At 66.9% G+C, this 8,303-nt stretch carries 4 protein-coding genes; all 4 read left to right on the forward strand.

Going from position 1 to position 8,303, the window contains the following annotated elements:
• Positions 1–141 precede the first annotated feature (141 nt).
• Positions 142–2,922 (forward strand): helix-turn-helix transcriptional regulator, encoded by a 2,781-nt coding sequence (locus IEY68_RS26995; RefSeq protein WP_189094510.1) that lies wholly within the window; start codon positions 142–144, stop codon positions 2,920–2,922.
• Between the two features lie 144 nt (positions 2,923–3,066).
• Positions 3,067–3,567 carry a single-stranded DNA-binding protein gene (gene ssb, locus IEY68_RS27000; RefSeq protein ID WP_063916355.1) on the forward strand — a complete coding sequence of 167 codons (501 nt, stop codon included), beginning with the start codon at positions 3,067–3,069 and terminating at the stop codon, positions 3,565–3,567.
• A gap of 35 nt (positions 3,568–3,602) precedes the next feature.
• The gene (gene ettA, locus IEY68_RS27005; RefSeq protein WP_058855213.1) at positions 3,603–5,279 is read left to right on the forward strand and encodes an energy-dependent translational throttle protein EttA; all 1,677 of its coding nucleotides are present in this window, start codon (positions 3,603–3,605) and stop codon (positions 5,277–5,279) included.
• 93 nt (positions 5,280–5,372) lie between these two features.
• The coding region (locus IEY68_RS27010) for an NAD-glutamate dehydrogenase domain-containing protein (protein ID WP_189094511.1) at positions 5,373–8,303 on the forward strand (2,931 nt) is incomplete at its 3' end.

Genomic DNA, 8,303 nt, shown 5'->3' on the forward strand with positions numbered 1-8,303 from the left:
ACCCCTGGCGACCTGGAATGTGGAGCATCGGGCGGCAGTTCCCGGTATGTCCGTTTCCCCCTGGTGAAGTCGAGGGAGATCACACCGTCCGCCGGTCGCCGGCTCCTGCGGGGCGGGGGCCGGGTGCTTAGACTTGTGCGGGTGCAGCAATCTCTCGCGACAGTGTTCGTCGGTCGCGAGGCCGAGGTCGAGGCCCTGGTCTCGTGCGGACGTTCCGCAGTGGCGGGACGCGGGGCCGTAGTGCTGGTGGAAGGCGAAGCCGGAATCGGTAAGACGACGCTGCTGGGTGCCGCCGCCCAACAGTTCTCGCAACTCGGGCTGCAGGTGCGCGCCAGTGCGGCAAGGGAACTCCAACAGGATGTGCCGTTCGCGGCGATGGCGGGGTGGCTCGTGACCGGGGAGGTGCGGCCGGGCGCCGATTCCGATCCGATCCGGATGCTGCTCGATGGTGCGGACCAGGCCGGGGACGCCGCGGCCACGCACGAATTCGCACTCGCCGAACTATTACTCGAACAAATCAGCGCCTGGTGCGCCGACCAGCCTGTCGCACTGATGCTCGACGATGTCCACTGGGCGGACCGGTCCAGTCTGGCCGTGCTGCACCGGCTGTCCATCCTCGCCGAACGGCTGCCGCTGGTCCTGGTGCTCGCGACCCGTCCCTTCACCGCGGACCCGGCCTTCGCGGTGTTGACGGCCACGTTGACCGCCCGCGCGGCCTCTACCATCCGGCTCGGCGCGCTGCCCGACGCGGCGGCGGCGACCATGGTGCGGGAGATGATGGGCTCGGCGCCACCACCGGCACTGCTGCGCCAGGTCGCAGGCGCGTACGGTCATCCGCTGCACATCACGGAGCTGGTCGCCACCTCGCTGCTGGATCCCGTCGGCGAGAGGTCCGATACCGCTGCCCGGCCGGCCGGATCACTGGCCGAAGCGATCTGGCGCCGGGTCGAGTCGCTGTCGCGTTCGACGCGCGACCTGCTGCCCATGGCCGCCGCGCTGGGACCGAAGGTCGACGTCTCGGAACTGGCCGCCGTCCTGGACGGCCACCTCATGGAAGTGTGGAGCGCGGTCACCGAGGCGACGGAGGCCGGACTGCTCACCATGGTCGATTCCGAAATCGTCTTCCGGCACGACCTCATCCGCCACGTCCTGGCGGACCGGTTGCCGACATCGCTGCGTTCGGATCTGCTGCGCCGCGCCGGGCTGGTCCTGCAGACGACGGGCGCACCGATAGAACGCATTGCCTACTATCTGACGATCGGGGGACGGGAGCTCGACTCGGCGAGTCTGCAATGGCTGCTCTCGGTTTCCGATGCGCTGATCGTGCGCGCCCCGGAACTGGCGATGCGGCTGCTGACCCGGATAGTCGATACCGGCGGGCTCGATACGGCGACGCGTGCGGGACTGATCCGGATGCGGACCCGCGCACTGCTGTGGAACGGCCGGGCCGAACAGGCCGAGGCCACACTGCGGGTCGCGTTGCGGCACCGGCCCGAGCACGCCGACGACCCGGGACTGCGCTGGCTGCTCGCCCATGTGTGCCACGCCCAGGGGCGATTGGCCGAGGCGGTCGAAGTCGCCGAGACCGCGCTGAGCACTTTGGATCTCAGCGACTCCGATGCGGCCCGCTTCCTGGGGTTGTGCGCCCTGGACAATTTCTTCCTGGAACGGTTCGCCGCGGCCGAACAGGCGGGCCGGCGCGCGGTCGATCTGGGCCGGCAGTCGGACAACTCTCTTGCCACCGGATACGGGCTGATGGCGCTCGGTGCGGTGCGCTACACCCAGGGATATCTCGCCGAGGCGGTGGAGATCAGCACCGAGTCCCTGACCGTACTGGAGGACGGGGCCGGATCGGATCAGATCGATCCGTACGTGCTCTACGCGCACTGTCTCATCGAGCTCGACCGGCCGGCCGCGGCCCTGGAGGCACTGGAAACCGCCATCGGGCACAATCGCCGGACACGAGGGGTCTACCTGGCTCCCAACCTCATGGCCGAAGCGCGGCTGTTCTTGCTGAACGGCCGCTGGGACGAAGCGATAGAGGCCTGCCGGGCATGTCTGGAGGTGCCCGATGTGCTCGGTTACGCGCCGGTCGCCCACAGTGTGATGGCGCTGATCGGGCTCCACCGCGGCGCGCCTCCGCCCGGCGACGCGCTCGACCCGGACGATCGCCTGGGGACCGCGGGCTACGGGTACATGCATCCGTGGGTAACGGCCCTCGTACACGAGACCCATGGGAACCCGGTCCCGGCGCTGCGACTGTTGCTCGAGACCTACGAGGACCTGGCCGGTGGTATGAGCGCCTCGACCCTGCACTACATACTTCCCGATATCGCCCGCCTGGCCTTCGACGCAGGTGACGAGGAGGCCATGGGCGTAGCGTGGGCGGCGGCCGAGGAACTGGTGTCGAAGCAGTCGACCGCGTCCCGATCCGGGATCGCGCAGCTGTGCCGCGGGCTGGCCGAGAAGGACCCGGACGCGATCTTCGCCGCGGCGCGTGAGTTCGCCCGCTGTGATTGGCCGCTCTACGAGGCGCAGGCCTATGAGGATGGCGCGATAGTACTTGCCGCGGGCGATCGCGGCGCCGACGCGCGGGACGCCCTGGAGTCCGCCGTACAGCTGTATACCCGGCTGGGCGCATCGTGGGATATCGCCCGGGCGGTGGCCCGGGTCCGCCGCTACGGCATCCGGCGGGGCGTGCGCGGGCCGCGGAATCGCCCGAAAACGGGCTGGGCATCGCTGACCGAGACCGAGCGCGCCGTGGCCGTCCAAGTGGCCGACGGCTGCTCGAACGCCGATATCGCGGCGCAGATGTTCCTGTCGCGCCGGACCGTCCAATCACATGTATCCAGCATTCTCGCCAAACTCGGAGTCCGCTCACGCCGGGAGATCGCCGCGTCCAGGCCGTCCGCCACCCGGTGAACCCGCGAAACGGGTCCCCGCTTCATCCACAGGTTCACCGCTCCGCCGGAGTTGTCCACAGATTCGGTACACACCCTCCATGGCGCCGCCCGGCGGATGACGATGAACACGTTCGGCGACCGCCGGGCGAACGGAGGGGTGGAAATGTACGAAGCAGTGGCGACCGTGGTCGGTACCGTGGTGACCGAGCCCGTGAAACGCGACCTGCCCAGCGGTGAGCAGATGGTGAGTTTCCGGTTGGCGAGTACCGCGCGGCGGCTCGATCGCGAAACCGGTGAATGGGTGGACAACGGGGCCCTGTTCCTCACCGTGAGCTGCTGGCGGCGGCTCGTGGAGGGCGTGGACGCATCGATCCACCGGGGCGATCCGGTGATCGTGCAGGGGCAACTCCGGTCCAACGAATACCGCACCCGGGACGGGGCCGAGCGGCGTGATCTGGAGATGCGGGCGCATACTCTGGGGCCGGACCTCACCCGCTGCACCGCACGGGTGGAGCGTCGGCGGGCCGGGCACCCGGCCGCGACCGGGAATATTTCCGCCGGTCCGGGCGCTGCGTCTGCCGAAACGGGGGCGGCGGGGGAACAGGACGATCCAATGGTGGAGCAGTCGGCGCGCGACGATGTGCCCGTGAACGCCGACGTGTGAAACCGCATCGATGTTTGACGGATAGGGTGATCGCTATGGCTGAGTTCATCTACCAAATGAAGAAGGTTCGCAAGGCGCACGGCGACAAGGTCGTGCTCGACGATGTCACCTTGAACTTCCTTCCCGGCGCCAAGATCGGCGTTGTCGGTCCGAACGGCGCCGGTAAATCCAGCGTCTTGAAGATCATGGCCGGATTGGACCAGCCGAACAACGGCGAGGCCTTTCTCGCGCCGGGCGCCAGCGTCGGGATCCTGCAGCAGGAACCGCCGCTGAACGAGGAGAAGACGGTTCGCGGCAATGTCGAGGAGGGCCTCGGCGAGATCAAGGTCGCACTCGACCGGTTCAACGAGATCGCCGAGCTCATGGCTACCGACTACTCCGACGAGCTCATGGACGAAATGGGCAAATTGCAGGAGGACCTCGACCACGCCGATGCCTGGGACCTGGATTCCCAGCTCGAACAGGCGATGGACGCGCTGCGCTGCCCGCCGCCGGACGAACCGGTGACCAATCTGTCCGGTGGTGAGCGCCGCCGGGTGGCCCTGTGCAAACTGCTGCTCAGCAAACCCGATCTGCTCCTGCTCGACGAGCCCACCAACCATCTCGACGCCGAGAGCGTGCTCTGGCTCGAACAGTTCCTGGCGCAGTACCCGGGCGCCGTCCTGGCGGTCACCCACGACAGGTACTTCCTCGACAACGTGGCCGGCTGGATCCTCGAGCTCGACCGCGGCCGGGCCATCGGCTACGAGGGCAACTACTCCACCTATCTGGAGAAGAAGGCGGAACGGCTCGCGGTCCAGGGTAAGAAGGACCAGAAGCTGCAGAAGCGGCTCAAGGACGAGCTCGCCTGGGTGCGCTCGGGTGCCAAGGCGCGTCAGGCGAAGAACAAGGCGCGTCTGGGCCGCTACGAGGAGATGGCCACCGAGGCCGAGAAGATGCGGAAGCTGGACTTCGAGGAGATCCAGATCCCCGTGGGTCCGCGGCTGGGCAGCGTCGTGGTCGAGGTCGAGCATCTGGACAAGGGCTTCGGCGATCGCCAGCTGATCAAAGATCTGTCGTTCACCCTGCCGCGCAACGGCATCGTCGGTGTGATCGGCCCGAACGGTGTCGGTAAGACCACCCTCTTCAAGACCATCGTGGGCTTGGAGGAGCCGGACAGCGGCACGGTGAAGGTCGGCGAGACCGTCAAACTGAGCTATGTCGACCAGAGCCGCGCCGGTATCGATCCGGCCAAGACGGTATGGCAGATCGTTTCGGACGGGCTCGACTATATCGAGGTCGGTCAGCAGGAGATGCCCTCGCGGGCCTACGTGAGCGCCTTCGGGTTCAAGGGTGCGGACCAGCAGAAGCCGGCGGGAGTGCTCTCCGGCGGTGAACGCAACCGGTTGAACCTGGCGCTCACCCTGAAGCAGGGCGGCAACCTGATCCTGCTCGACGAACCCACCAACGACCTCGACGTGGAAACTCTCGGGTCACTGGAGAACGCATTGGAGCAGTTCCCGGGCTGCGCCGTGGTCATTTCCCACGACAGGTGGTTCCTGGACCGCACCTGTACGCATATCCTCGCTTGGGAAGGTGACGCCGACAACGAGGCCGAATGGTTCTGGTTCGAGGGCAACTTCGAAGCCTACGAGGCCAACAAGATCGAACGCCTCGGCCCGGAAGCCGCACGGCCGCATCGAGTGACACATCGCAAGCTGACCCGCGGGTAACGCTGCGGGACTTTTCCCGCTGCCCGCGTTCGGGTCTACCCTCGGGATCGGTGTCGGTGTGTCCGAGCAAAACCGCATTCAAGGGAGTGGGAAATGACGGTCTCGTCCGAATTGTCCAGCGAGGCATGGGCTGCCGAGCTGCCGGACACGCTACGTGCCGACCTCGGCAATCTCGAGGACGGATATTTCCGGCACTTCGAGACCGAGGACACCGATTGTGAGATCACCGCACCCACGCTGACCTTCCGGGCCCATCTGACACTGGCCCTGACCCGTGCCCCGGGTCAGGGCCTCGTGCGTGTCCACCATCCGGACGACGGGTCCGGGCTGGGCGCGGCGGTACAGCTCGTCACCGACGATATGCCGATGCTGGTCGATTCGGTGACCGCGCTCTTCGGCCGGATGGGCGCCACCATCAGCGAAGTCATCCACCCCATCTTCTCGGTCGAACGGGATTCCGACGGCACCCTCACCGCGGCTCGCCTGCACGAGGCGGGCCTGCGCCGCGACGGCAACGCGGACGGCCGCGAATCCTGGATCCATCTCCAACTGCACCCGGCGACCAGCGCACGACTGCTCGACGAGATCACCGCCGCCGTACCGGACGTCATCAAGGATGTGCGACAGGTGAGCAGTGATACCGGGGCGATCCATGCCATCCTCGACGAATTGGCGACCCGGCTCGAACACGCCGGTGATTCCACCGCCGCGGCGGATGCCGATATCGAACCGGCCGACTGCGCCCGCCTGCTGCGGTGGATGGCCGACGACAATTTCACGATGCTGGGTTATGCCCGCTATCGGAGCGAATCGGGCGCGGAGCTGCCCGTGCCTGTGCCGGATTCCGAGCTGGGAGTTCTGCATCCGGGCACCGCGACCGGATTCCAGGTGCCGATCACGACCGGTGCGCGGCCACTGCTGCGGATGACCCAGGGGCTGATCCCGGTCACCATGCAGCGCGCGGTGTACCCGTACTACATCGGCGTAGCCGATCTGGACAGCGCGGGCGAGGTCCGGGGTGAGCACCTGTTCGTCGGCGTCTTCACGGTCACCGCGCTGCACGAGAACGTTCTGGACATTCCGGTGGTGGGCCAGCGGGTCCGCGCCGCCATCAAGGGCAGCGGATTCGACCTGGACTCGTTCTCGGGTCAGGCCATGCTCGAAGTGATGCAGGGTTTTCCGCGTACGGAGCTGTTCTCCTCCGATGCCGCGACCCTGCGCCGCACTGCCACGGCGGTGCTCAATGTCGGGCTGCGCCGGCAGGTTCGGTTGTTCCTCCGGGTCGACCCCTACGGACGGTTCGTCGCGGCCATGGTGTACCTGCCGCGGGACCGCTATACCACCGCTGTCCGCCTGGAGATGCAGGACATCCTGGTCCGTGAACTCGGCGGCGCCTCGATCGACTACTCCGCGCGGGTGAGCGAAAGCGAACTCGCCAGCGTGTATTTCACCATCCGGATGCCGGATGCGGACACCACCGAGGTGCGGGTTTCCGGGGCCGAGGAAATCTCCGAAGCCGAACGGCTGCGGATCCAGAGCCTGCTCGCGGAGGCGAGTCGTACCTGGGACGACCACCTCAACGACGCGGTGAACGCTTCGACTGTGCTCGATCCGCGGATCGTCCGGCGTTACTGCGAAGCTTTTCCCGAGGGGTACAAACAGGATTTCAGCGCGCGGCGCGCACTCGCCGATATCGACCGCCTGGAGCGGTTGCGGCCGGGCAGTATCGATCAGCACCTGTACCGGGTGGCCGACGCCCCGGCAGGATCCTGGCGCTTCACCCTGTACATCGGTGGTTCCGGTATCTCGCTCAGCCAGGTGCTGCCCGTGCTGCAGAGTCTGGGTGTCGAGGTGCTCGACGAGCGGCCGTACCGGATCAGGCGCGAACGTGACGGCGCGGACGCCGAAGAACGCTGGATCTACGATTTCGGGTTGCTGGCGAGCAACGAACTGCTGCGCGGGGCGCTCGATCAGGATCTGGACGCCGAACTGCTCGAGGTGGCGCCCGATACGCTCGCGGCCCCGAAGGTGAAGGCCGTTGCCGCCGATCGGGTGCGCGAGCGTTTCACGGCCGCGTTCGACGCACTCTGGTACGGCCGGGCCGAGGCCGACGGGCTGAACGAACTGGTCTTGCGGGCGGGGCTGTCCTGGCGTGCGGTCGCCGTGCTCCGGACCTACGCGAAGTACCTCCAGCAGGCGGGTTTCCCGTACAGCCAGGTGAATATCGCCCGGGTTCTGCACACCTATCCCGATACGGCGAAACTGTTCGCGCAGCTCTTCACCGCCCGATTCGATCCGGACAGTCATTCCACCGAACAGGCCACCGAACTCGAAGAGTGCCTGCGCGAACGTATCGACCAGGTGGTGAGCCTGGACGCGGACCGCATCCTGCGGGCCGTTCTCGGGCTGATCCGCGCGACCCTGCGTACCAACTACTACGTCACCGACGCCGACGGCGCCCCCCGCGACTTCATCTCGGTGAAGGTGGAACCGCAGGAGATCGCCGAACTGCCGCAGCCGCGGCCGAAGTTCGAGATCTTCGTGTATTCGCCGCGGGTGGAGGGTGTGCATCTGCGGTTCGGTGCGGTGGCGCGTGGTGGTTTGCGGTGGTCGGATCGGTTGGAGGATTTCCGGACCGAGATCTTGGGTCTGGTGAAGGCGCAGGCGGTGAAGAACGCGGTGATCGTGCCGGTGGGTGCGAAGGGTGGTTTCGTGGTGAAACGCCCGCCGGTTGCCACGGGTGACGCCGCCGCCGACCGGCAGTCACTGATGTCGGAGGGTATCGAGTGCTACCGCACCTTCATCTCCGGTCTGCTGGATATCACCGATAATGTCGATCTCGCCGGCGGGCAGGTGCTGCCGCCGGAGCGGGTGGTGCGTCGTGACGGTGATGATACGTATCTGGTGGTTGCGGCGGATAAGGGTACGGCGACTTTTTCCGATATCGCGAATGATGTCGCGGGTCGGTATGGTTTCTGGTTGGGGGATGCTTTTGCGTCGGGTGGTTCGGCGGGGTATGACCAC

Origin of the sequence: Nocardia jinanensis (assembly GCF_014645735.1) — a bacterium.
GTDB classification, from domain to species: Bacteria; Actinomycetota; Actinomycetes; order Mycobacteriales; family Mycobacteriaceae; genus Nocardia; species Nocardia jinanensis.

Coding starts and splice junctions, on each gene's coding strand:
- ettA (WP_058855213.1), top strand. CDS start 3,603: ATGGCTGAGTTCATCTACCAAATGAAGAAGGTTCGCAAGGCGCACGGC.
- ssb (WP_063916355.1), top strand. CDS start 3,067: ATGTACGAAGCAGTGGCGACCGTGGTCGGTACCGTGGTGACCGAGCCC.